Here is a 23147-nt window from a genome sequence, read left to right as displayed (position 1 = left end):
TTTTCTGTAAATATGTGTACGAGGTGTTGACTTTCGCAAAGCACAGAAATGCGTAAGTCCAGCCGAGAGCGGCCACTAACGTGACAAATCATGCTAGGAGCAAGGTCTGGCAAGTCCATCATGGGTGCATGCAAAAAGGAAATAAGAAAGTGCGAAGAATGCGCTCAGTTAAATCAATGAGATAGATGAGATTGAAGATTGAGGAGATCACCGAGATTGAAATAGCGGGAATAATTACGGTCTCAGGCTAAGACCAGCCCTGCCACAAGCAGGCAAAACCCAGACACTGCCAGCCTGGGTCGCCCTCCAAAGAAAAAGAGGCTAAATAATAGGACTTACGCAAAATCATTACCGCAAGGCGCAGCGACGAAGTCATTACTTTAGTACCGAATCTTGCTAAATGCGGGAGCTGCAACGCAGTCGGGGCGATTTTGCGTAAGTACTAAATAATTTATTCCTGTATTTTCAATTTTTGTATCTGGTAACGCAATTGCCGAAAACTCACACCCAGCAATTCCGCCGCCTGGGTGCGGTTGTTGCGGGTCTGATGCAAAGCACGACGTATCATTTCGCGTTCTACGTTTTCCAGATAATCGGGAAGTGAGCAAGGCAGACTCGGTGCCGAGAATACATCCAGCCCGGCAACAGGTGCCGCAACTGGCGCAACATGTCCGTTATTACTGACGACCTCAGTAGGAACTGGCTGCACCATGGGTAAGTCAATCAGTTTTCTGGTGCCGCGCAAAGCCAGGTCGGTGACCTCAATGCAGCCATCATTGGCAAATGCAACGGCACGCTCCAGTATATTCTCCAGTTCGCGCACATTGCCAGGGAAGTCATAACTGATCAGAGCATCGATTGCCTCGACCGACATATTAATATCATTGCCAGTCAGTTTCTTCAGGATATTGCTGGACAGCTCAACGATATCCTCCAGCCGTTCACGCAAAGGTGGCAAGTGCAATTCGATAACATTCAGGCGGTAATACAAATCTTGCCGGAAGCGACCTTCTTCTACACAGATGGCCAGATTCTGGTGGGTCGCACTGATAATACGTACGTCCACCGCCTCTTCTACCGTAGCCCCCACTTTGCGCACCCGTCTTTCCTGGATGGCACGCAATAACTTGACTTGCATGGGCAAAGGCAGATCGGCCACTTCATCGAGCATCAGGGTGCCACCATTGGCGGCCTGGAAAAACCCTTCCCTGTCATCAGCAGCACCAGTAAATGCGCCTTTTCTGTAGCCAAAAAATTCAGCTTCCATCAAGGTCTCGGGAATTGCACCGCAATTGACGGCGATAAAGGGTTTGTCGGCTCTGGCACTGCTGGTATGTATTTCCCGCGCAGCCAATTCTTTGCCGCTACCAGATTCACCAGTGATGATGACGGGTGCCATGCTGCGTGCCAGGCGACTGACCTGCGCCCTCACCTCTTGCATGCCTTGCGACAGGCCTATCATGAAAGAACTGGCAGGAATGCTCAGCTTTTCTGGTGTTGCCAGTTGTACTTTTTGAACTTCATTGGTTTGCAGAGCTGACCTGACCAACTTGCGCAATTGGTCAAGCGCAACAGGTTTGGAGACATAATCGAAAGCGCCAGCCTTCAAGGCAACCACTGCATTGTCAGCGCTGCCGAAAGCAGTGATCACAGCAATAGGCGTGTTCTTATAGAGAGCATTTACTTCCTGCACCAGTTCCATGCCCGACCCATCAGGCAGGCGCATATCCGTCAACACCAAAGCATAACTGCGCTTGCTCAGATGAGTGCGGGCCAATGCCAGTGTTTCTGCACTGTCTACATCCAGCCCCATTTTGATGAGTGTAATTTCCAGCAATTCGCGCAGATGCGCCTCATCATCCACTACCAGGATACGGGGACAGGTCGCAGCTTCTATCATACTCATGCACTATATCCAGAAAAATTAATTACAAAACGCCCGCTGGGCTCGCTCTTGCCTTCTTCGGTTTCTTCAACGCGATATTCATAATCAAGCAAAGCATGGTTATTCAAACACAGTTCCCTTGCCATGTACAAGCCAAGGCCAGTGCCCATACGTGATGTAGTGTAAAACGGTTCAAACAAATGGGACCTGACTTCGTAAGGAATCGCTGGTCCGTCATCTTGTATATGCAACTCTTGCCGGCCACTACTATTAATATAGGCAAACAGCCTGATACTACCCGCTTGCCCGCTGGCATAGCGTATCGCATTTGACAAAAGATTCAACACCACTTCTCGCAAATGGCTGGGATCAAAATTCACCAGAAAGTTCTTGTCCCTCACGACTGCTATAAAATCAGTTGGCAAATTGCGGGTTTCTACAAAATCCCTGACCATTTCTGTAATCTGGTCCATGACCAGATAAGGCTCCACATCCGACTGTGCCTTGCGTGAGAGCTTCAGAATATCTTCAATCAGCTGATTCAAACGTGACACATTGTCATCAACGATCTTCAGCAAGCGTTGAGCTTGCTTATTTTCCTGGCCGGGATGACTCAGATCTTCATTCAATAGTGAGGCTGCATAAGAAATCGAAGACAAGGGATTACGCACTTCATGAGCGATACTGGCAGTCAGGCGTCCCATGGACGCCAGCTTCAGTTGCTGCGCCTGATTTTCTATATCCGAGACATCTTGCATGAAGATGATGGTATAGCTGCCATTACGCTCTTTGAAACCACCCGTATTAACGCCTTTGATTGCGACAAAGCGTAGCTTCAGATGGGTCACGAAATGCGGGCGTTCGCGTTCAGAACGTTCCCTGGTAGCAGTATCTGCCGCCATCTCCCCCAGTTCAGGCTTGGGGTCGTCGAGATAACATCGTATGGAAACGAAGGAAATTTCTTCTTCTTTACGACGGTCATTCAAACTGGGACGCGCCTGCATATTATTCAACACTTCTACAATCGGGCGCAAAGCGGCAATGCTACCCAACTCTGTGCCTATCATTTCTTTGCTGAGATTGCCTCCCAACATGCGCGCTGCTGCCGGATTGATTTCAAACATACAACCATTTTGGTCCAGCACCAGGATGCCATCGCCCATGTCAGCAATCACCAGTTGATTGATGGCTTGCTGTATAGCGAGTGCGTTGCCGCGCTGTACCGCCAACTGTTCCTGATTGATCAGATTATGCGCCAGCCGGTTGACTACAGACACCACTGCAAAATAGGCGGCGCCATATAAACCCGACTGTGAAAAGGGAGCAGCATCTGCTTGTTGCAGATAATGATAGACACTCTCTCCCAATAAAAACAGGACGACGATGGAAGTAAAAAAGAAAGACCAGAGCAGCGGACTCAGTATCGCCGCACCTGCCAGCGGAAACAAATACAGGATACCCAAGCCGCTCTTGCTGCCACCACTCGCCAGATACATGGTGGAGATGATGATGATGTCCAGCAGTATCTGGGTCGTTAGTTGCCACATGAACCGGCGCGGGTACAGTTGCTTGAGCACCACAAAGCCAATAGCTACCGATAAATAAGCCAGACCTATATCACGCCCGAACAGAGGTTCACTGGTCCAGATATCTTTACCACTGCGCAAACTCAACAAGATCAGCAAACTGGCCGCCACCACAATGCGCGAGGCATTCAGCGTTTGCAATGAACGCCAGAAAGAATGAGATGGCTCCGACGCCTCTGAACGGTATTCAAGCATCAATGGCGTGTCAAAAGGCAGGCTCATGCAAGATCAGCATGTTCTTGACTGCAGTACACTCGCTCGCCGCACTGTACTGCTTCAGATGCCGGCAAATAAATCTGGCAATGCGCGCAGCACACCATGGTCTCGGCAGGTGCTGCATTTCGTGTACCAGAATTTTGCGGACTTGCCGGGCTTTCCGGATGCCCGGGCATGTCAGGACTGCCATTACTGGTACCAGCACTAGGCGGCTGCATTTTCTTTTTCAGGGCCAGGACTATCAGTACCACTAGTCCGAGCCAGAACAGGATTCTCATGACAGGCTCCTGTGCAACAAGACTTCCAGCACGAAGCGGCTACCGACATAAGCCAGTAACAAGGTAACAAAACCTGACAGGGTAAAGCTCAATACGGTTTTACCGCGCCAACCGCGCCAGTAGCGCCCAGCCAGCAAGATGGCAAACAAGAGCCAGGACAAGAGTGACAGTATGGTCTTGTGATCCCATTTGAAGGCCACGCCCAATACCTGTTCTGAAAATATCACACCCGACAAGACAGTCAGTGTCAATAAGACAAAACCAAGCAGCACAAAACGAAACAGTATCTTTTCCATGGTCAGCAAGGCTGGCAGCCTGTCTATCAGGACATTGAGCCATTCCACTTTTTGAGCAGCACGCAATTGATGCAAATGCTTGTCTTGCACTGTCATGACGACGGCATGAAAAGCCGCTATCGTCAGCGTGCTATAGGCCAACATGGCAATCACCACATGCCATGGAAACATGGCAGTCTTGCCAGCCAAAGCAATCAGGCTACCGGGAAAGAAGCTCGGCAACATCGCCATCACGGCAGCATTAGGCATGAGCAAGAGGCGCAAGCCGTCGAGCGCGGCATTGCGGTTTTCCAGCCAGCACACAAAGACCGAGACCCATAGCGCAGCGGACAACATGACAGCAAAGCCTACCCTGAGCGCGTGATCCGGAAAAATGGTCAGCCACAAAGCCGCGCCATGCGTCAGCCAGGCCAGTGCGCCAACCACATTAGACAGTGTCAGCAGCCTTCCCGGAAGGACTATGCTCAATATATATAAAGCGGCGGCAAGAAATGATAGATAGATTTGCATGGCACAAGTTTACACCATGTCGCCTGAAAAGTCGGATTATGCGTGTTCAGCAGTTTCCACAATGCCTGCTATATCCCTACCTGATACCTACCCTAACTCCCTGGCGGATTGACCGGGATCAAAGTTTTTTGATATTTTTTGATCTTGTCGTACAGGGTTTTCTTGGGTATCCCCAGTGATTCCGCTGCTGCGGCAACATTGTTGGCATTTTTTTCCAGGGCAAGCTGGATCAGGCTGGCTTCATACACATCCAGTTTTTCAGGCAAACTGGAGGTAGCAGTTGATTGGGCTTGCCGGGCTTGATCGTCATCCAGAGCAGGCCGCTCAGCAAACTCCGCCACCCCCAGCACCAGTTGATCTGCAAAATTGCGCAGCTCACGCACATTGCCCTGCCAGTCAGCCTGCATCCACAATTGCATTTGTGAGGAAGACAAGACTGGCACCTGTTTTTGATAACGCAGCGCTGCCCTCTGCACAAAATACGAAAGCAATAAAGGGATATCCTCACGCCGCTCATTGAGTCTGGGTAAATGCATGGTGATGACACTGAGGCGATAATACAAATCTTCGCGGAATTGCCCTTGCGCGCTGAGCTTGAGCAAATCCATTTTTGTTGCTGCGATGATGCGGCAATCCAGCGCGATGGATTGATTGCCACCCAGTCTTTCCAGAGTACGTTCTTGCAAGACCCTGAGCAATTTGATTTGCAGGTTCAGAGGCATACTTTCAATTTCATCAAGAAATACTGTGCCACCGTGTGCATACTCCAGCTTGCCTATGCGGCGTTTCTGCGCACTGGTAAAGGCGCCAGCTTCATGACCAAAAATCTCGCTCTCGAATACAGACTCTGGCAAGGCACCGCAATTGATGGCAACGAATTCGCCTTTACAACCACTGGCCAGATGCAATTGCCGTGCTACCACTTCCTTGCCGGAACCGGTCGCGCCATTGATCAATACATCGACCTGGGTAGGGCCTATGCTTTGTATGAATTTCCTGACTTTTTCTATCTGCGGACTTTGGCCTATCAAGTCTGGCGTTGCTGAATGATTTAGCCAGGATAATTTAAGCTTGCGGTTTTCCATGACCAGCCGCCGCTTTTCCTGGGCACGCAGGCAAGCATCGAGCAAGCGTTCTGCCGCGAAAGGTTTTTCCAGGAAATCATAAGCGCCGTGGCGCATGGCTTCCACTGCCATACTGACATCGCCATGACCGGTGATGATAATGACGGGCAGCTCTGCATCAATGCTGCGTACTTTTTCCAGCACGTCCAGACCAGACTTGCCAGGCAAGCGCACATCGGTGACGATAATGCCAGCATAGCCGTCCTTGATATAAGCATCGGCCAGTTCAGCACTGGCGCAGGCCTGCACTTCAAAACCACCGAGTTCCAGCGTCTGGGTCGTTGCCAGGCGCACTGCCTGCTCATCCTCTATTAATATAGCGAGCATTTGATTCATACTGTTTCCTTACACTATGTATACAGTCGTTTGCTTCAGTCTGTCTTAGCCTGATCAGCCAGCGGAATGCAAACTGTGAATTCAGCGCCGCCATCCGGACGGTTATCTGCCAGCAGGCTGCCATTCATGGCCTGCACGATGGAAGAAGAAATCGCCAGCCCCAGACCCAGGCCATGGCCAATTTCCTTGGTGGTAAAAAATGGTTCAAACAAATGACCGGCCACATGCTCAGGGATGCCAGTGCCACTGTCGGCAATACTGATTCTTGCCATACCTTGTTCACGACCAAGTCTGACATCCACTGCCTTGACAGGGCTATTTTCTACCGCATCCAGAGCATTGCGTATCAGGTTGATCAGGACTTGTTCTATCCTGACGGTGTCGCCCAGCACCTTGGCAGCTTCGGCAATATGCACACGCAAGATGACCCCGCGTCTGTCGGTCTCGCTGCGCAACAAGCTGACAGCAGACTGGATAGCCATCTGCACATCAACTTCGGCAATCGCGTTCGGGCTTTTCCTGGCAAAACCCTTGAGCTGTGCAATGATGCTGCCCATGCGTTCACTGGCATGGCTGATATGTTCCAGGTTAGCTAAAGCCTGCTCAGCCTTGCCGCGATTCATGAAGGTGATGGCGTTATCGGCAAAGGCGCGTATTGCTGTCAGTGGCTGGTTCAATTCATGGGTGATGCCGGTGGCCATCTGGCCCAGCATGGCCAATTTGCCGGCCTGCACCATTTCATTCTGGGTTGAGCGCAGCAGGGTTTCAGTCTGCTTGAGTGTCAGGTAGCGGCTTTCAAGTTCTGAGTTCGCCTGCGTCAATTGCCGGGTGCGCTCAGCGATATGCAATTCCAGTTCATCCGCCGCTTTCTTGAGCGCACGTTGTGCCAGCCGCCCCTCTTCCAGTCTGCGGCGGCGTTGGTCAAACACAGCAGCAAAGGCCAGGGCTATGCCCAGTATCAAAGCAACCACCAAGGCAGATTGCAAACCCGCACGCATGACTTTTCCCTGATCGGGGAATAACATTAACTGCCAATTCAGACGTCCTATCGGCCTTTGCAGATATTCGTCATAACCCTTTTTTTCTGCCAGCGGCAATTGCGTAATTGCATCTATATGCTTGCCACCATATTGCAAAGTGGCTTTCAAATCTTGTTGCACTGCTGGCGACAGGTTTTGCAGGCTATGATATTTCCAGGAAGCGCGGTTACTCAAGAACACCACACCATGCCTGTCACTGAGCGCGATAGGTTCTTCACTACTGCCCCAGGCTTGCTCAAACTCGTTGAGGATAATCTTGACGGCGATCACGCCTATCGGAGCCTGGCTGCCACGCTTGCTGCCGGGCGGATAGACTGGTTGGGAAATAAAATAACCGGGAATATTCGTGGTATTGCCTATCGCATAGAAATGGCCAGGCTTGACCTGCTTCAAGGCTTCAGAAAAATAGGGTCTGAAGGCAAAATTTTGCCCCAGATAACTTTGCTCGGTATTCCAGTTACTGGCGGCGATGGTATTGCCTTGCACATCCATGAGGTAGATGGCGGCCACTTTGGCCTGTTCAGCCAACTCTTGCAAACTCAGGTTCAGTGCCTGTGTCAGACCGGCATCTTGCTTGTTCAGTAAGACCTCGGCGGTCGAGGGCAGATAAGAAATAGCGAAAGGCAGGGTTTCATAACGCTCAAGTACAGATTCAATATCGAGGGCAATGATCTGTAACTGCCTGTCACCAGCCTGCCGGCTATTGTCCCTGGCGATGGTGACGGCCACAAAATAGCTGGCGACCACCAGCGCAATGCTCGCCACCGCCACGCAGATAAAGATCAGGCGCCGCCTGCGGACACTGCCAGTGCGCGGCGCTGTCACAAGCGCTTACTTATAAATACCGCAGTTGATAACAATGTCTTCATACTTTTCAAAGTACATGGATTTTTGCTCTATCTGCTTGGAGACAGGATTGACAAATTTATAATCTTGCCAACCCTTGCCCTTGGTTTTGGCAAGCTCCATGCGCTCACGCACAAACAGTTTGCCATCAGCGTCTTTCAAATCCATCAGGTCCTTGCCCTGCATCTTGGCATTCGCACCATGAGCCAGGTTCTTGCCATTCATATCATTGATGGTGACATACAGGTCGCGGTCGCGGAAAGGTCCCTGCAGATTATTGACATCAGCAAAAGTCTTGTCCCTGCCATTCGACTTGATACTGGCAATCACTTTTTGCACCATGGCGACGGCCTCGGGTGCCGTGCCATGGGCACTTTGCGCGTGACTGGACGCGCCCAACAAGAAAACCAATCCCGCTACTACAATTCGTGCGAATTTCAGCATGATGTCTCTCCTTATGATTTTTATGGGCGCGTCCGGACTACTAATTTCTACGTACTGCTCAATCTACTGCTGCCATCTTCAGTTCATCATTATGATGTCTTTGCTGTTCTTCCATGACCAACTGACCCAACTCACGTTTCAAGGCATTGAAGCCGGGATCAGAAGGATCACGCGAACGTGGCAATTCAACGATCAAATCCTTTTTAACGGTACCTGGCCGGTAAGTCATGACAACGATACGGTCAGCCAGATAAATTGCCTCTTCTATACTATGGGTAACGAAGATGATGGTTTTCTTCAGTTCTGACCAGATGCGCAGCAACTCATCCTGCAAGTTGCGACGGGTCAGTGCGTCCAACGCACCGAAGGGTTCATCCATTAACATGATAGGCGAATCCAGCGCCAATACACGGGCAATTGCAACGCGCTGACGCATACCACCAGACAAATCCTTGGGAAAGCGCGCTTTAAAGTCACTCAAACCCAGCATACCCAATAAGCTGGCAACCCGTTGCTGTATCTCTGTCTTGGCCATGCCCTTGATTTCCAGTCCAAAAGCGATGTTCTGCTCTACCGTCATCCAGGGGAAAAGTGCATATTCCTGAAACACCATGCCACGGTCCGGGCCGGGGGCACTGACCTTCTGATCATGCGCGGTGATACTACCGGAAGTCGGCAAAGAAAACCCTGCAACTGCATTGAGCAAGGTCGACTTGCCGCAGCCCGATGGTCCAAGCAGGCAGACAAACTGACCTTCCGGTATTTCCAGATTGATGTCACGCAATGCCACGACTTCTTTGTCAGCCGTCTTGAAGATTTTATTTACGCCTTCAATTTTGATATGAGTAGGGTTCATCTCAGTTCTCCAATCCACGGTGCCAACGCAGCAAATAGTTATTTAATTTGTTCATCGCCAGATCAATTGCCAGGCCCAGCATGCCTATACTGATCATGCCGGCAATAATCTTGTCAGACCAAAAATACTCACGTGCTTCCAGAATACGGAAACCCAGGCCATTATTCACAGCAATCATTTCGGAAACGATGACCACGATAAAAGCAGTACCGATACCAATGCGCACACCCGACAAAATATAAGGCACGGCGGCAGGCAGCATGACCCGTACAAACATAGTGGTTTGGCTAGCCCCCAGATTGCGGGCTGCCCTGATATAAATACCATCCACATGGCGGACACCGGCAATCGTGTTCATGAGTACCGGAAAAAAGGCACCGATCGCAATCAGGAAGATGGCAGGTGGGTTACCAAGACCAAACCAAAGTATCGACAAAGGAATGTAGGCAATGGGCGGTATTGGACGCAATACCTGAAGCAGTGGATTCATCCACGCATACATTCTTTGACTCGACCCCATCGCCAGACCAAGCGGCAAGGCCAGACCCGCACCGACGACAAAGCCGACCAGCACGCGATACATACTACCCATGGTGTCGCGTATCAACTCACCAGAGAATGCCCAGGCCAGCCAACTCGTGGTTGCAGCATCCCTTGCTTCATAGGGAGAAGCATACTCTATCCATTTTTTTACTACTGCCAGCGGTGTCGGTAAAACCTGGGCATTGACCCACCCCATGGTGGTCACCACATGCCAGATTGCGATCAGAATTACGGGCACAATCAGCCCCGCGCCCATTTCACGCCATTTAAATTTCATGATTTTTCCTTCAAGAATTGAGGAGCTGGGTGAGCAGATATTGCTCAAAGAAGCAGACTCACCCTTTGCTCAAGCTAAAGACTTATTTGATGCTTATTTTATGTTCAGGCTCTTCTTGGCTTGTTCCAGAAGATCGGTTTTAACCCAATCCTTGGCAATTGGCGGCTTGGCCATTTTGCCTACACCGTATTTTTGCATCAGATCAGTGGTGATCTGTATATGCTCTGCAGTTACGTCATAGGTATAAGGCGAGTTTTCTATGGCATTAACAAAATCTTCATGGCTGACCTGGCCTTTGAACATGTTTTCGCGCACATATTTTTCTGCCAGTTCCTTGTTGTCGATAAAGGTCTTGGTAGCTTCAACAAAGCAGCGCATGAATTTTTCTGCGACCGGACGACGCTCTTTATAGAACTTCTCGGTCATGACCATGGTGCGAACTGGTTCACCTATAGGTGTATCGTAAGGTTTGATGATTTCATTACCAAAACCCTTGCTGATAGCCTGGGAAGAGTAAGGCTCGGACTGCATGATGGCATCAATATTCTTGCCCAGCAAAGCCTGGTTCAGGTCAGGGAAACCGAGGTAAATGATTTGCACATCCTTACCCGGCTGGTCAGAATAAGTCAGGCCGTGTTGTGACAGTTCCGCTGCCAACAAGATGTCCTGGATACCGCCACGGGTAACACCGACTTTCTTGCCTTTCAAATCCTTGACTGTCTTCATGCCCAGGTCGGTACGTCCAACCAGGCGTGCACCACCTTTGGCAAAACCGGCCACCAGATAAATCGGTGTGCCGCTGGCACGCGCAGAAATCACGGCTTCGGAAGAGACTGCTCCAACATCAAGCTCACCGGCGATAACCGCCTGCATGGCGTCCAGGCCTTTGGCGAACACCCGTTCTTCTACTTTGATACCACATTTAGGTGCGATTTCTTTGATGTAAGAGACCGCGCCATAGTGGGCGAATTTCAGATTACCCAATCTGACCACATCCTGGGCCTGGGCTACGCTGGCAAATAATCCTGAAGTAATGAGAGTGGCAAGCAAAATCTTTTTGAACATCTTTGTCTCCTGAGTTTTGATTTGATTTTTTCCTACACGTACTGATTAGCAGGTATTGTGCCAGCATCAGGATTTTAGTAAACAACTGATTTCATTCAGGTTTCTATTCAGGATTCAGCAGACTTGATGCGAAAAACCGGATTATGCCTGCCGCGCATTCTGTGTTTTCGCACTAACTTGTTGATATGTACTAGCGCAAAAACTTACCGTCCCGGCCTATCATCGTCAAATCGACAAATTCGCTACCACCATGGGCTCGCTCACTATAAGTCACAGTGATGCCGCCCAAATCCACCTTGTGCATGGATTCCAGTGCACGGATCAGGCCTTCGCGCGTGAGACCCTTGCCAGCCCGCTTCAAACCTTCTACTAATAGTTTGGCAGAAACAAAGCCCTCCATCGCTGCATACGAAGGTGCGACACCATTTTCTTTGGCAATGGTCTTGAACTCCTGCCCCAGGGTACTTGATACCAGATGCGGTGCCGGCATGATCTGCGACACCATGATGCCGGTCGCTACCGGCCCCAGCGAGTCAATGAAGGATTGCGAAGCATTATTCGACAAGGTCATGATTTGTATGCTGCTGCCTTTGGTACGCAAGCCACGAATAATTTCTGACACCGTGGTGGCAGAACCTACGATGATCAGCGCCTTGGCTGGCGATTTGACAACTTCATCAATGGCCTTGGGCACGTCTGGCTTCGCCCTGTCATATTTACTGACCAGAGAAGGCTTCAATTTAAAGCTGTCCATCGCGCTGGTAAAACCGGCCAGACCATCACCACCAAAACTATCATCGACATGCACAATAGCAATGTCTTTCAAGCCTATCGTGGAAAACTGTTCCACGGCTTTTTTAACTTCATCCTGATATTTGGCCCTGACATTAAATACATAGCGGTTGACTGGGCTGTGAAATACGGCAGCACCAGTACTCGGGGCAATCAGGGGAACTTTGCTGGAGGCCAGGATAGGCAGGATGGCCTGGGTATGCGGCGTGCCACGAGACTGGAACAAGGCAAAGACATGGTCTTTCTTGATCAGTGTTTCGGCATTGGTGGCGGCGATGGCAGGATCAAACTTGTCATCAATGATGTGCAGTTCTATCTTTCGGCCATACACGCCACCATTCTTATTGATCTGGTTGAAATAAGCCGCAGCGCCAGCATTCATTTCTTTGACTGGCCCGGCTATCTGCCCGGTCAGCCCTACAGTTTGTCCTATCAGTATGCTATTGTCAGTGACACCTTCCTCTGCCAGGCTATAGCCAGACGAAGCAATCAGGGTGCACAGGGTAAGTATGCGTGGCAAGCGCCAAGCACGATGAAGTCGTTTCATGATTGTCTCCAGATTATTGAGCGTCTATTTTTTGAACAGGCGACAAAATCAGACTGACATTGCAGAATGTCCACTCATCTTAATTTTGTAGCAAGCTCTGTGATAGCGCTCTTATTAGCAGACTTCATACCAAGCATGAATGAAGACCCGCACCCCGTTTTTAACCGATTTTTTGAGCAAAATATATCAGTACTATCCCTCATGCGTCCGAAAATCCGCACGGCAATTTGAAATTATTCTGGATTTTCAGAATTTTGCCCACATCTACTCTGTACATTAGGTGAAATGCCGGACTCTGTCACGGGTTCAGGTAAAATGCCTGCTGTTGTTGCCACTGAGTTGCTACTAAGTTGCTACTATCGCCTGTGACAGGCAGCAGTGAGCACCGCCCTATTGATTTTTTCTTAATATCCCCTAAGCCAACATGCTCGATAACCTAACCCAGCGCCTAGCCAAAGTCGTCAAGACCATGCGCGGCGAAGCCCGCCTGACTGAATCCAATACCGCTGAGATGTTGCGTGAAGTGCGCATGGCCTTGCTGGAGGCTGACGTTGCCCTTCCTGCAGTACGTGAACTGATCGCCCGCGTCAAAGAAAAAGCCATGGGTGAGGAAGTGATTTCTTCCCTGACTCCTGGTCAGGCCCTGGTCGGTGTGGTACAGAAAGAGCTGGCCGCCCTGATGGGGGCTGACCTGGGCGAAGAGGCTTCACAACTGAGTTTTAACTGCCAGCCGCCAGCGATCATCCTGATGGCAGGTTTGCAGGGTGCAGGTAAAACCACCACCGTCGGTAAGCTGGCCAAGTATCTGCGTGAACAAAAAAAGAAAAAGGTATTAACCGTTTCTGCCGACGTTTATCGTCCGGCAGCGATAGGTCAGTTGCAAACGGTGACGGCACAGGTTGGTGCAGACTTTTTCCCGTCCTTGCCTACCGACAAACCAGTCGATATCGCGCTGGCTGCGCTTGATTACGCCAAAAAGCATTATCACGATGTGCTGATCATCGATACTGCTGGTCGCCTGGGTATCAATGAAGCGATGATGCAAGAGATTGCAGCCGTCCACGCTGCTGTCAAGCCGATAGAAACCCTGTTCGTGGTCGATGCCATGCTGGGTCAGGATGCCGTCAATACCGCCAAGGCCTTTAATGATGCACTGCCTTTGACGGGCGTGGTGCTGACCAAGCTGGACGGTGATGCACGCGGTGGTGCAGCCCTGTCGGTGCGTTATATAACAGGCAAACCGATCAAGTTTGTTGGCGTTGCTGAAAAACTGGATGGTCTGGAATCTTTCGATGCTACCCGCATGGCCAACCGTATCCTGGGCATGGGTGACATCCTGGCGCTGGTCGAATCGGCCCAAAAAGGCATGGACGTGGCTGCCGCACAGGATCTGGCGCACAAGATCAAGGATGGCGGCAAATTCGACTTGAATGACTTCAAGATGCAAATTTCGCAGATGAAGAATATGGGTGGCCTATCGAACCTGATGGACAAGTTGCCAGCGCAGATGCAACAGGCAGCCAGTGGTGCCAATATGGATCAGGCTGAAAAACAGGTGCGCCGCATGGAAGGCATGATTAATTCCATGACTCCACAAGAAAGATCCAAGCCAGAATTGATCAAGGCTTCGCGCAAACGCCGTATCGCCACAGGTGCTGGCGTGCAGATACAGGAAGTCAACCGCATGCTGGCCCAGTTTGAGCAAATGCAGTCCATGATGAAGAAATTGCGCGGCGGCGGCATGATGAAGATGTTGCGCGGCATGAAGGGAATGATGCCGGGCAAGCGTTGAGTTTTGCCTGACTGCCTTAAATTTAGTTGAGTTTCGCTGAATTTTTCTCAGTATTTCGCTTCGCATTTCCCTCTATGGAAAAATGCCGGATAGCAGCCAAAATGGCGCTAATCCGGCATTTTTTTATGCGGAAATCCAACGACAGGCAAATTCCTGCACTTTTTCAGTAAAAACCCGCAAAAAACACTTGCATCCCTGTAAAAACCGCACCACTATTAGCGATGCGTGAAGTGACGCAATGCAGGAGCTTTTCAAAACGATCAAAGCTCCGTCCACGAAATTTGTGAAGGAGGCTATTTATGGCAACAGCACCAAAAAAACCAGCAGCAAAACCGGCAGCCAAACCAGCGGCTAAACCAGCAGCTAAACCGGCAGCAAAAGCAGCAGCTCCAAAGGCTGCAGCAGCGAAACCTGCAGCAAAAGCAGCAGCTCCTAAAAAAGCCGCAGCAGCCAAGCCAGCAGCAGCACGCAAGCCAAATGCAGCGTTCATGAAACCTATGACTATCTCCCCAGTTCTGGCAGCAGTCATCGGTGCAGCAGCAATTCCTCGTACTGAAGTCACTAAAAAAGTATGGGAATACATCAAGAAACACAAACTGCAAGATGAAGCAAACAAACGCAACATCAACGCGGATGACAAGTTGAAAGCCGTTTTCGATGGCAAGAAACAAGTGTCCATGTTTGAAATGACTAAACTCATTTCCGGTCATCTGTCCTGATTTTTCAGGAAGGGATTGCCGCAGTTGCTTTGGGAAACTCAAAGGGAAGCAGTCAGTCCCCTCCCAAACAAAAATGCCCGCATCGCGCGGGCATTTTTGTTTTTACAGATTCCTGGTGCACGTCAAGGCTGAAAAATCCGTGACATCTACATCTGATCCTTGACTGATCATTGAAGTCTCACCTCTAAATATCCATTGATGCCGTATGGTCAGCGTAAAGATTAATTGATAAAATCTTTTACTCTGCGATGCTTCTTGCGAACAAAAAAAAGATAAACGCCCCAGCCTGAAACACCAGACCAGCTCCGGGGCTGATTTTACAGGCTGCTGTGCTCATTACCCGGCTCGCATGTTGTCGCGACAGATGTCCTCAATAATAATGGAGCTCCTTATGCAGTGTCGCATCCTCATTCTCACCCTTGCTTTTATCCTGTCCGGCTGTGCCAGCGGTTACCAGAAATTCTATAAATCTTATGCAGACGCGAAGACACTGCCGGATGTACAGACGCTGTCACCAAATGATAAACCAAAAATTTTTGCATCAGACGATCTGGCGAGGGATGTCAGAATAGCCCGCTCCAAAGGCTATATCGTGATAGGTCAGTCCTCCTTCAACGGAGAAAGGGAATCTGAGCGCGGCATGATTGAACAGGCGCAGCAAAACGGCGCTGTCATGGTGCTCTTTTCATCCAAGTTTGCCGGTACAAGAACGATTACGACACCGCTTTTCTTGCCCAATAACAAAACCACCTACTCATCAGGTACGGTCAATGGCACCGGGGGCAGCGCCAATTACTCAGGTACCAGCACTACCTACGGTACGACTGTGGTCCCTTTGACGACAGAACAGCAACGCTATAACCAGGCCGCCGTTTATTTCGTCAAATCGACAAGAAAACTGCGTGTGGGTGTGACCACGCTGGACTTGACACCTGAGCTCAGGAAAAACCTGGAACGCAACACCGGGGTTATCATTGACATCGTGCACGAAGAATCGCCTGCTTTCATCGCGAATGTTTTACCGGGCGATGTCATCATCGAAATCAATGGCGCCACAGTCATCAACAGCAAACATGTCCAAGAACTTTTGCAGGTAGCTTCCCCACCTCAGGGCAAGTTCACACTGAAAATCATACGAAATGGAACTGAGCGCCTCATCGATATTAATCTGGTCCCAGTCTAAGTACTTGCAGGCGCATTTCACAAATTGAAAGCATACCTCAGACGTGCAAGCGCCTGGGGTCACTTCTTCTCAGCAGGAATACCAGACTATTCCTCAAGTTTCCCCGCTTACAAATTACCACAGGTCACAGGTACAGTACGCAGCTCATTCCCAATGATCTCACCGGGTTTACGATGCAAGATGCAATAGGTGCCAAATGGGGTAATCACTTTCGAGACTGGCCGCCCGTCACCAAGTATATGTACTTCATGCTTGTAGCTTTCACGCATGACGGTTGATGATGATTGGACCGCAGCGCCAAATTTCTCCATGGCTGCAGGTGCAGCTTTGGCACTGACCTGATCACGGTACTGAAAATCTTTTTTCAGGCCATTGAAAATATCCCGAGTATCACGGTTAACCGACTTGCCAACAACAGACCGGTCAGCTTCAGGACTTGCAGACTCTTTTTCCACTGGCGGCATCGACAGCCGCTGGTCGCTAACAGGCTTTGCCCGATCATCGGCAGCAGAATCTTGCCGCGGGCTTGTCACGGTCCTGCCTGGACGGAATGACTTGGTCACATCCTGCCTGGCTGGTGAAGTATCTGGCAGTTTCACTTGCTCAGGCTGCTTCAAAAAAATCAGGCTGCCGCTATTTGCCTGCGTTAGCTCGTCCTTATGCAGCGCGTTCAACTGCGGCCACAACAGATACAAGCCAGCGTGTAACAGGAGTACACCAAGCAGTATCTGCAACTCATTACGTTGAAGAGAGGGTTGGTAAGGAGCTGCCAGCATGAGCCTGCCCTCGCCTCAATAACTACCGCAACTGACAGTCCGTATGCTGGGTGCCCTGGTGATATCTGCTCCCGGTTTTGCACCGATCACACAATACGTACCACCTGGTGTCGTCACCTTGGTCATGGCGGTGCCATCTGACATGGTGAAGTTCTGATAGCTGGTGCCACGCGGACGCGCAGCGGCGGCGACATTGATACCAAATTGCACCATGGATGATTTTTCTGGCTTGATATCGCTCAGGATGCGGTTTGGCATTTCACGCTCTACCTGTTTGATGACTTTGCTGATGTCGCGCTGGATCACGACGGGGCTATCGCCAATTAATGTCGGTGTGCTGGCTTCTGTATTCGCTGCAGGGACAGGTGCGACAGTGATACCTGTACCTGCATCATTGTTAACCGGCGTAGCGGGGCTGGTTGGCACGACCGGATTGCGGGGTTTATTTGACGCCGGCAATTGACTGGGGGATATCGCTGGTTTGACCACGGGCGCCGTCTGTTCTGGCTTGCGCTGTACAGGTGCTTCCAGCATACGCACCACAAAAGCCAGTGGCGTGCTCACTTCATTTTTATGCCTGACGATGCTGGGCCATAATAAGATTAACAAGAGATGGGCAAACAGTACCGCAAGCAGCAATTGCCAGCGAGAACGCAATAACTTGCGCCAGTCTGTACTGCCAAATTCTTCTTGATAAAAGAGTGCCTGCATGTTTGGTCTTGGTGTAATCCTGAGTATGACCGGGCATTCTGGAATGCCCGGTCATACTTGACCCGTCATTTCTTCAAAGGACTATTTTACAAGACCAGGAGTAGCGTCAATTGCTACCTGAAGAGAAATGCAGATTTTACTCAGCAAATGAATCAACTGGTGAATTCCCAGTTTTTCCAGTTGGACAGCACTGCTTTAGGGTATTCAGGACGGCCACGGCTACCGTTGTAACGCCCCAGGGCCAGGTAAAGATCACCCTTTTCCATATCGATGTACAGGCGCAAAATCGAGCAGCCGTAACGCAGATTGGTTTGCATCTGGAACAGCTTTTTCGCATCGCCGTCGCCAATCACGCGCGACCAGAATGGCATGACCTGCATATAGCCACGCGCACCAACGACAGAAGTCGCATATTTGCGAAAGGCAGACTCTACCTGTATCAAACCCATCACCATGGCGACATCCAGACCCGCGCGCTTTGACTCATACCAGATAGCATCCAGCAATTCCTTGCGGGTCTGCAAATCGGGGATGCGCCGCTTCAGGCGCGATGCCATCTCGCCCTGCCAGTTGATGTATCTGATACGTTCTTCTATCGTGGCAAAGCTAGGTTTGGGTGGGGTGGAATCAGAAACAGCTTTAGCTAGCGCAAGACGCACTGAATCTGCCATGGCTTCTTCTTTTTGGTTACCGGCTTGCGCCGGTAATGCTGAAAAAGCCAAGAGGCAGATCGCCAGATGGAGGATGGATTTTTTCCATCGTCCCCATATAACTTGCATGGCCTGCATAGCTTGCAAATCAAGCTTGCTGCTACCGCTACATCTTCCTTTGCACCAGACGCAAAAGCGCAAGAAAAAATACTTCATCCTGCTACTTATTTACCTGCCATCTTGGCCTGGATAAAGGCCAGCATCTCGGCCACAGGCACATTGCTGGCTTCAGTATCGCGACGGCCCAGATATTCAAGCTTGCCTTCTTTCAGGCCACGGTCACCGATGACGACGCGGTGCGGCACGCCTATCAGTTCCCAGTCAGCAAACATGGCACCAGGGCGCTCGCCGCGGTCATCCAGTATCACGTCAACGCCAACTGCCAGCAAAGCGTCGTACAGTGATTCAGCCTCAGTCCTGACGGCTTCACTGCGGTCCATGCCCATAGGACAGATGACGACTTCAAACGGTGCAATCGAGGTTGGCCAGATGATGCCCTTGTCGTCGAAATTCTGTTCTATCGCTGCGCCCAGGATGCGGGTGACGCCTATACCGTAACAACCCATTTGCAGCAATTGTGGCTTGCCATTCACATCAAGGAAGGTGGCTTTCATGTCGTCGGAATAGCGGGTGCCGAGCTGGAATACATGACCAACTTCAATACCGCGCTGGATGGCCAGTACACCTTTGCCATCTGGTGATGGATCACCAGCGACGACATTACGCAAATCAGCAACTGCTGGCTCAGGCAAATCACGGCCCCAGTTGGCACCAGTGAAATGGAAGTCAGCTTCATTCGCGCCACAGACAAAGTCCGCCATATTGGCGACAGTCCTGTCAGCCACGATATTGACTGGCTTTTGTGTGCCGATAGGGCCGAGGTAGCCTGGTTTGGTGCCAAAATGCTCGACAATTTCAGCCTCGGTAGCAAAGCGGTAGTTGGCCATGCCGGCTATTTTGCCTGCCTTGACTTCATTGAGTTCATGGTCGCCACGCAATAGCAGCAGCCAGATTTGCGCTGCCTTGCCACTGTCTTTTTCAGCATCAACCGCGAGCACGATGGACTTGACCGTGGTTTCCAGCGGGATATTGAGCAATTGTGCGACATCTTCACACTTGGCTTTACCAGGCGTGGCAGTCTTGGTCAGTGCAGCAGCGGCAGCTGGGCGGCTGGTTTGTGTAGGCAAGGCCTCTGCCGCTTCCATATTGGCGGCGTAATCGGAGGTAGGGCAATACACCAGCGCGTCTTCACCAGTGTCGGCAATGACGTGGAATTCATGGGAGCCAGAACCGCCGATAGCACCATTGTCAGCAGCTACCGCACGGAATTCCAGGCCAAAACGCTGGAAGATGCGGGTGTAGGCGTCGTACATGATTTCATAAGACTTTTGCATGCCTTCAACATCACGGTCAAAGGAATAGGCATCTTTCATGGTGAATTCACGGCCACGCATGAGACCAAAACGTGGGCGGCGCTCGTCACGGAACTTGGTCTGGATGTGATAAAAATTCACAGGCAACTGGCGGTAGGAGCGGATTTCTGTACGGACGACGTCAGTAATCGCTTCTTCAGAAGTAGGCTGGATGATGTAATCACGGCCATGGCGGTCTTTCACGCGCATGAGTTCTGGCCCCATTTTGTCCCAGCGGCCAGTTTCTTGCCACAGTTCTGCAGGTTGCACGACGGGCATCAGCATTTCTATCGCACCGGCGCGATCCATTTCTTCACGAACAATATTCTCTACTTTGCGGATGATGCGCAAGCCCATGGGCATGTAGTTGTAGATGCCGGAACCGAGGCGTTTAATCATGCCCGCACGCATCATCAGTTTATGGCTGACGATCTCGGCATCGGCAGGAGCTTCTTTCTGTGTAGAAATAAAAAATCGTGTAGCACGCATGACAGTGATTCTTTTTAAATGGAGGGTTATAATCAACTCAATTTTAAAGGATTAGCTGGCTAATGCGCCCACTCTTTGCACATTTGATGAAGGAAACTGCGATTTGTTCGCCTCCAAGGGGGCTGTCCGTCGAAAAACGCGGTATTTTGCGACGAAACAAACGCTCTCTACGCTATCTATTGCAGGAGCAAGCCGTTTAGCCACAGAAAGTTTTGAGGTTGAACATGCTGGATCGTGAAGGCTTCCGCCCTAACGTTGGCATAATTTTGCTAAACGCCAACAATGAAGTCTGGTGGGGAAAGCGTGTGCGCGAGCACTCCTGGCAATTCCCGCAAGGTGGCATTAAATATGGTGAGTCACCGGAGCAGGCAATGTACCGGGAACTCGAAGAAGAAACCGGCTTACTGCCTGAGCATGTCAAAGTCATAGGACGTACCCGTGACTGGCTGCGCTATGAAGTGCCGGATCATTTTATCAAGCGTGAAATCCGCGGGCATTATCGCGGGCAAAAACAGATCTGGTTTCTGTTGCGCATGATAGGCCGTGATTGCGATGTCAATTTGCGGGCCAGCACCCATCCTGAATTTGATGCATGGCGCTGGCATGACTATTGGGTACCACTGGACGTGGTGATTGAATTCAAGCGCGGCGTCTATCAATTGGCCTTGCAGGAATTGTCGCGTTATGTGCACCGCACCGAGCATCCCAACTCCAATCGCAGCCGTTATTTGCGTAATCAGCAACAAACACCAAAAAATCAGGATTGCAGTAAAACCGAGCCGGAAGAATCCAAATAATTTATGTTGAATAAAAAATTACGTCATATTGCTATCATAGGTCTGGCCTTGCTACCTGTCAGTCTGGCTTTTGCTGCAGATGAAGAGGAAGAGGAAGAGGATAAAGAATGGCGTGAAGTCGCCCTGCAATTACCAGAAGCGCCAAAAGCTGAAAATCTCTTGAACTTCTACAAGAGCCCCAGTCAGTCTTTTGCGATCGATACCAAGTCTCTCATCGTGGCGACGGATGGCACCATACGCTATACCATGGTTGCCACCAGCACTGGCGGTGCCAAGAACATTAGTTATGAAGGCCTGCGTTGTCAGTCATATGAAGTCAAGCTGTATGCCTTTGGCCGCCCTGACGGCACCTGGTCACGCTCACGCCGCAATCAGTGGGATACCATCATCAATACTGGTGCCAACAAGCAGCATGCTACTTTGTTCTCTGAGTATTTTTGCGAAGGCAAAACCATCGCAGGCAAAGCCAGTGTCTTGCTGGACAAGCTGCGCGGCAAGAAAACTTCGTATTACTAATAGCAAGACGTACAAATAACATGGGCGCTGGATCAATTCAGATTCAGCGCCCATTTTTATGCTCAATTTTATATTCAATTTACAACAAAACCAGGTTGTCGCGGTGTATCAGTTCAGATTCTTCCACAAAACCAAGTATGGCCTCAATCTCAGCCGAAGCATGGCGCTTGATGCGGCGGGCATCTGCGCTTGAGTAATTAATCAGTCCTCTGGCTACCGGGCTACCGGCCTCATCACAGCAAGTGACCACGGCACCGCGGCTGAATTCGCCACGCACATCAAGCACACCTATGGGCAGCAATGATTTGCCTTCTCGTGTCAGCTTTTGCACTGCCCCAGCATCCAGGACAACCTGGCCCAGGGTCTGTAAATGATCCATCATCCATTGCTTGCGGGCGGCCACCGGGGCCATTTGTGAGATCAATTGTGTGCCTATGCCTTCACCTTGCGCCAGACGCAGCAAGACATTCTCTTCACGCCCCCAGGCGATAACGGTATGCGCGCCAGAACGTGCGCCACGCTTTGCTGCCAGTATCTTGGTCAGCATGCCACCACTACCCAGGCTGGAGCCAGCACCGCCAGCCATGGCTTCCAGCGCCAGGTCACCTGCCCTGGCTTCATGGACAAAAGTGGCATTCGGATCTTTACGCGGATCAGCGGTGTACAGGCCTTTTTGATCAGTCAGGATAATCAGGGCATCGGCTTCAATCAAATTGGCAACCAGGGCACCCAGGGTGTCGTTATCACCAAACTTGATTTCATCGGTGACCACCGTGTCATTTTCATTGATGATGGGAACGATGCCCAGGCGTAGCAAAGTAAACAGGGTTGAGCGCGCATTCAGGTAACGCTCACGGTCGGCCAGGTCGGCATGCGTCAATAATATTTGTGCCGTGCCTATCTGGTGTTCGCGAAAACTGCTCTCATAAATTTGTGCCAGACCCATTTGCCCCACAGCGGCACAAGCTTGCAATTCATGGATAGCGGTCGGTCGTTTTTCAAAGCCCAGGCGTTGCCTGCCTTCGGCGATGGCACCAGAACTAACCAGCACCACCTCCTTGCCCATGGCACGCAGGCCTGCGATCTGGGCAGCCCATTTGGCGATAGCCTGTTTGTCCAGCCCCTTGCCATCATTGGTGACCAGGGATGAACCTACTTTGATAATCAGACGCTTTGCTTGCTGGATGACAGATTGCATAAATGAATACGGATGTGATTTGGCGACGTTGCGGCACTAAAGCGGCAAACAAATCAAAATTATACTTTATATGGATACTATCGTTGCAATCTAAATTTAATTCATATTTAAAAGGTATATTCTACTTTTTATGAGATTTTCATTATTAAAAAGAAATTATTTCAATATCAAATACTCATTAATATTCAATCCTTAGAAAGTAC

General features: G+C 50.4%; 21 protein-coding genes. 5 read left to right on the top strand and 16 right to left on the bottom strand.

Annotated elements, in window-relative coordinates; genetic code table 11:
• Nucleotides 1-451 precede the first annotated feature (451 nt).
• From ACO0LD_RS10845 to ACO0LD_RS10795, 11 genes are all read right to left on the bottom strand, one after another.
• The gene (locus tag ACO0LD_RS10845) at nucleotides 452-1906 is read right to left on the bottom strand and encodes a sigma-54-dependent transcriptional regulator (RefSeq protein WP_423006565.1); all 1455 of its coding nucleotides are present in this window, start codon (nucleotides 1904-1906) and stop codon (nucleotides 452-454) included.
• Complete coding sequence (locus tag ACO0LD_RS10840) at nucleotides 1903-3693, bottom strand: two-component system sensor histidine kinase NtrB (RefSeq protein ID WP_423006563.1); 1791 nt, start codon at nucleotides 3691-3693, stop codon at nucleotides 1903-1905. The genes ACO0LD_RS10845 and ACO0LD_RS10840 overlap by 4 nt, the downstream gene beginning before the upstream one ends.
• The gene (locus ACO0LD_RS10835; protein ID WP_423006561.1) at nucleotides 3690-3965 is read right to left on the bottom strand and encodes a PP0621 family protein; all 276 of its coding nucleotides are present in this window, start codon (nucleotides 3963-3965) and stop codon (nucleotides 3690-3692) included. Before ACO0LD_RS10835 ends, ACO0LD_RS10840 begins: the two co-directional genes overlap by 4 nt.
• Nucleotides 3962-4771 carry a cytochrome C assembly family protein gene (locus ACO0LD_RS10830; protein ID WP_423006559.1) on the bottom strand — a complete coding sequence of 270 codons (810 nt, stop codon included), beginning with the start codon at nucleotides 4769-4771 and terminating at the stop codon, nucleotides 3962-3964. The genes ACO0LD_RS10835 and ACO0LD_RS10830 overlap by 4 nt, the downstream gene beginning before the upstream one ends.
• A gap of 92 nt (nucleotides 4772-4863) precedes the next feature.
• Complete coding sequence (locus tag ACO0LD_RS10825; protein WP_423006956.1) at nucleotides 4864-6222, bottom strand: sigma-54-dependent transcriptional regulator; 1359 nt, start codon at nucleotides 6220-6222, stop codon at nucleotides 4864-4866.
• A gap of 44 nt (nucleotides 6223-6266) precedes the next feature.
• Entirely contained in the window at nucleotides 6267-8096 is a 1830-nt protein-coding gene (locus tag ACO0LD_RS10820; protein WP_423006557.1) for a sensor histidine kinase, read from the bottom strand.
• A 6-nt stretch (nucleotides 8097-8102) separates the two neighbouring features.
• A complete protein-coding gene (locus ACO0LD_RS10815) occupies nucleotides 8103-8561 on the bottom strand; it encodes a cache domain-containing protein (protein ID WP_423006555.1) in 459 nt (152 codons plus the stop codon).
• Between the two features lie 58 nt (nucleotides 8562-8619).
• Nucleotides 8620-9417 carry an ABC transporter ATP-binding protein gene (locus tag ACO0LD_RS10810; RefSeq protein ID WP_423006553.1) on the bottom strand — a complete coding sequence of 266 codons (798 nt, stop codon included), beginning with the start codon at nucleotides 9415-9417 and terminating at the stop codon, nucleotides 8620-8622.
• 1 nt (nucleotide 9418) lies between these two features.
• Nucleotides 9419-10216, bottom strand: a complete 798-nt coding sequence (locus tag ACO0LD_RS10805) for an ABC transporter permease (protein ID WP_423006954.1) — start codon at nucleotides 10214-10216, stop codon at nucleotides 9419-9421.
• A gap of 114 nt (nucleotides 10217-10330) precedes the next feature.
• Nucleotides 10331-11302: an ABC transporter substrate-binding protein gene (locus ACO0LD_RS10800; RefSeq protein ID WP_423006551.1), complete on the bottom strand. Its 972-nt coding sequence runs from the start codon at nucleotides 11300-11302 to the stop codon at nucleotides 10331-10333.
• A 190-nt stretch (nucleotides 11303-11492) separates the two neighbouring features.
• Nucleotides 11493-12641 carry an ABC transporter substrate-binding protein gene (locus ACO0LD_RS10795; RefSeq protein WP_423006549.1) on the bottom strand — a complete coding sequence of 383 codons (1149 nt, stop codon included), beginning with the start codon at nucleotides 12639-12641 and terminating at the stop codon, nucleotides 11493-11495.
• 424 nt (nucleotides 12642-13065) lie between these two features.
• Between ACO0LD_RS10795 and ffh the strand changes: the two genes are divergently transcribed.
• The 3 genes from ffh to ACO0LD_RS10780 all read left to right on the top strand — a co-directional run bounded on the left by ffh (nucleotide 13066) and on the right by ACO0LD_RS10780 (nucleotide 16335).
• Nucleotides 13066-14433: a signal recognition particle protein gene (gene ffh / locus ACO0LD_RS10790; RefSeq protein WP_423006547.1), complete on the top strand. Its 1368-nt coding sequence runs from the start codon at nucleotides 13066-13068 to the stop codon at nucleotides 14431-14433.
• 299 nt (nucleotides 14434-14732) lie between these two features.
• A complete protein-coding gene (locus ACO0LD_RS10785) occupies nucleotides 14733-15152 on the top strand; it encodes an SWIB/MDM2 domain-containing protein (RefSeq protein WP_422949537.1) in 420 nt (139 codons plus the stop codon).
• 391 nt (nucleotides 15153-15543) lie between these two features.
• Nucleotides 15544-16335 (top strand): PDZ domain-containing protein, encoded by a 792-nt coding sequence (locus tag ACO0LD_RS10780; protein ID WP_423006545.1) that lies wholly within the window; start codon nucleotides 15544-15546, stop codon nucleotides 16333-16335.
• Nucleotides 16336-16442: 107 nt separating this feature from the next.
• Here ACO0LD_RS10780 and ACO0LD_RS10775 read toward each other — a convergent pair whose 3' ends face one another.
• From ACO0LD_RS10775 to ACO0LD_RS10760, 4 genes are all read right to left on the bottom strand, one after another.
• Entirely contained in the window at nucleotides 16443-17111 is a 669-nt protein-coding gene (locus tag ACO0LD_RS10775) for a hypothetical protein (RefSeq protein ID WP_423006544.1), read from the bottom strand.
• 15 nt (nucleotides 17112-17126) lie between these two features.
• Nucleotides 17127-17822, bottom strand: a complete 696-nt coding sequence (locus tag ACO0LD_RS10770) for a hypothetical protein (protein WP_423006542.1) — start codon at nucleotides 17820-17822, stop codon at nucleotides 17127-17129.
• Between the two features lie 152 nt (nucleotides 17823-17974).
• Nucleotides 17975-18601 (bottom strand): lytic transglycosylase domain-containing protein, encoded by a 627-nt coding sequence (locus ACO0LD_RS10765; protein ID WP_423006540.1) that lies wholly within the window; start codon nucleotides 18599-18601, stop codon nucleotides 17975-17977.
• 95 nt (nucleotides 18602-18696) lie between these two features.
• A complete protein-coding gene (locus ACO0LD_RS10760) occupies nucleotides 18697-20433 on the bottom strand; it encodes a proline--tRNA ligase (protein WP_423006538.1) in 1737 nt (578 codons plus the stop codon).
• A gap of 224 nt (nucleotides 20434-20657) precedes the next feature.
• Between ACO0LD_RS10760 and ACO0LD_RS10755 the strand changes: the two genes are divergently transcribed.
• Complete coding sequence (locus tag ACO0LD_RS10755; protein ID WP_423006536.1) at nucleotides 20658-21230, top strand: RNA pyrophosphohydrolase; 573 nt, start codon at nucleotides 20658-20660, stop codon at nucleotides 21228-21230.
• 3 nt (nucleotides 21231-21233) lie between these two features.
• Complete coding sequence (locus tag ACO0LD_RS10750; protein ID WP_423006534.1) at nucleotides 21234-21746, top strand: CNP1-like family protein; 513 nt, start codon at nucleotides 21234-21236, stop codon at nucleotides 21744-21746.
• Between the two features lie 79 nt (nucleotides 21747-21825).
• Here ACO0LD_RS10750 and proB read toward each other — a convergent pair whose 3' ends face one another.
• The gene (gene proB / locus ACO0LD_RS10745) at nucleotides 21826-22944 is read right to left on the bottom strand and encodes a glutamate 5-kinase (protein WP_423006532.1); all 1119 of its coding nucleotides are present in this window, start codon (nucleotides 22942-22944) and stop codon (nucleotides 21826-21828) included.
• Nucleotides 22945-23147 lie beyond the last annotated feature (203 nt).

The organism is Undibacterium sp. Ji83W (assembly GCF_049340385.1).
Lineage (GTDB): Bacteria > Pseudomonadota > Gammaproteobacteria > Burkholderiales > Burkholderiaceae_D > Undibacterium.
Note: the sequence above shows the minus strand (reverse complement) of the source record. Positions and strands in the feature narration are given on the sequence as shown.

Excerpts from the sequence above, each read along its gene's own strand:
- ACO0LD_RS10825 (WP_423006956.1), bottom strand. The coding sequence starts at position 6,222 with ATGCTCGCTATATTAATAGAGGATGAGCAGGCAGTGCGCCTGGCAACG.
- ACO0LD_RS10750 (WP_423006534.1), top strand. The coding sequence starts at position 21,234 with ATGTTGAATAAAAAATTACGTCATATTGCTATCATAGGTCTGGCCTTG.
- ACO0LD_RS10770 (WP_423006542.1), bottom strand. The coding sequence starts at position 17,822 with ATGCAGGCACTCTTTTATCAAGAAGAATTTGGCAGTACAGACTGGCGC.
- ACO0LD_RS10775 (WP_423006544.1), bottom strand. The coding sequence starts at position 17,111 with ATGCTGGCAGCTCCTTACCAACCCTCTCTTCAACGTAATGAGTTGCAG.
- ACO0LD_RS10785 (WP_422949537.1), top strand. The coding sequence starts at position 14,733 with ATGGCAACAGCACCAAAAAAACCAGCAGCAAAACCGGCAGCCAAACCA.
- ACO0LD_RS10815 (WP_423006555.1), bottom strand. The coding sequence starts at position 8,561 with ATGCTGAAATTCGCACGAATTGTAGTAGCGGGATTGGTTTTCTTGTTG.
- ACO0LD_RS10805 (WP_423006954.1), bottom strand. The coding sequence starts at position 10,216 with ATGGGCGCGGGGCTGATTGTGCCCGTAATTCTGATCGCAATCTGGCAT.
- ACO0LD_RS10765 (WP_423006540.1), bottom strand. The coding sequence starts at position 18,601 with ATGCAAGTTATATGGGGACGATGGAAAAAATCCATCCTCCATCTGGCG.
- ACO0LD_RS10795 (WP_423006549.1), bottom strand. The coding sequence starts at position 12,641 with ATGAAACGACTTCATCGTGCTTGGCGCTTGCCACGCATACTTACCCTG.
- ACO0LD_RS10845 (WP_423006565.1), bottom strand. The coding sequence starts at position 1,906 with ATGAGTATGATAGAAGCTGCGACCTGTCCCCGTATCCTGGTAGTGGAT.
- ACO0LD_RS10800 (WP_423006551.1), bottom strand. The coding sequence starts at position 11,302 with ATGTTCAAAAAGATTTTGCTTGCCACTCTCATTACTTCAGGATTATTT.
- ACO0LD_RS10755 (WP_423006536.1), top strand. The coding sequence starts at position 20,658 with ATGCTGGATCGTGAAGGCTTCCGCCCTAACGTTGGCATAATTTTGCTA.
- ffh (WP_423006547.1), top strand. The coding sequence starts at position 13,066 with ATGCTCGATAACCTAACCCAGCGCCTAGCCAAAGTCGTCAAGACCATG.
- ACO0LD_RS10835 (WP_423006561.1), bottom strand. The coding sequence starts at position 3,965 with ATGAGAATCCTGTTCTGGCTCGGACTAGTGGTACTGATAGTCCTGGCC.
- proB (WP_423006532.1), bottom strand. The coding sequence starts at position 22,944 with ATGCAATCTGTCATCCAGCAAGCAAAGCGTCTGATTATCAAAGTAGGT.
- ACO0LD_RS10780 (WP_423006545.1), top strand. The coding sequence starts at position 15,544 with ATGCAGTGTCGCATCCTCATTCTCACCCTTGCTTTTATCCTGTCCGGC.
- ACO0LD_RS10830 (WP_423006559.1), bottom strand. The coding sequence starts at position 4,771 with ATGCAAATCTATCTATCATTTCTTGCCGCCGCTTTATATATATTGAGC.
- ACO0LD_RS10760 (WP_423006538.1), bottom strand. The coding sequence starts at position 20,433 with ATGCGTGCTACACGATTTTTTATTTCTACACAGAAAGAAGCTCCTGCC.
- ACO0LD_RS10840 (WP_423006563.1), bottom strand. The coding sequence starts at position 3,693 with ATGAGCCTGCCTTTTGACACGCCATTGATGCTTGAATACCGTTCAGAG.
- ACO0LD_RS10810 (WP_423006553.1), bottom strand. The coding sequence starts at position 9,417 with ATGAACCCTACTCATATCAAAATTGAAGGCGTAAATAAAATCTTCAAG.